The 229-nt window shown below is 66.8% G+C and carries 1 pseudogene; it reads left to right on the top strand.

What is annotated here, in order from left to right:
* Nucleotides 1-229 (top strand): annotated as a pseudogene (locus SB816_RS35500) (hydroxymethylglutaryl-CoA lyase); the annotation flags it as partial.

The following is a 229-nucleotide window of genomic DNA, read 5'->3' as shown; positions in this document are numbered from 1 at the left end:
AAAACGAAAAGGAATTCGTCCCCACGGCGATCAAGATCGAGCTGATCGACCGCCTCACGCAGGCGGGTTTCGCGAACATCGAGGCGGCCTCGTTCGTCTCGCCGAAATGGGTCCCGCAGATGGCCGACGGCGCCCAGGTGATGGACGGCATCGCGCGCCGCGCGGGCACGATCTATTCGGTGCTCACGCCCAATCTGCGCGGCTTCGAAGGCGCGCTCGCCGCGCGCGC

Origin of the sequence: Achromobacter sp. SIMBA_011 (genome assembly GCF_046535435.1) — a bacterium.
Taxonomy (GTDB): Bacteria; Pseudomonadota; Gammaproteobacteria; order Burkholderiales; family Burkholderiaceae_B; genus Achromobacter; species Achromobacter dolens.
This window is presented reverse-complemented; position numbering and strand designations above follow the sequence as displayed.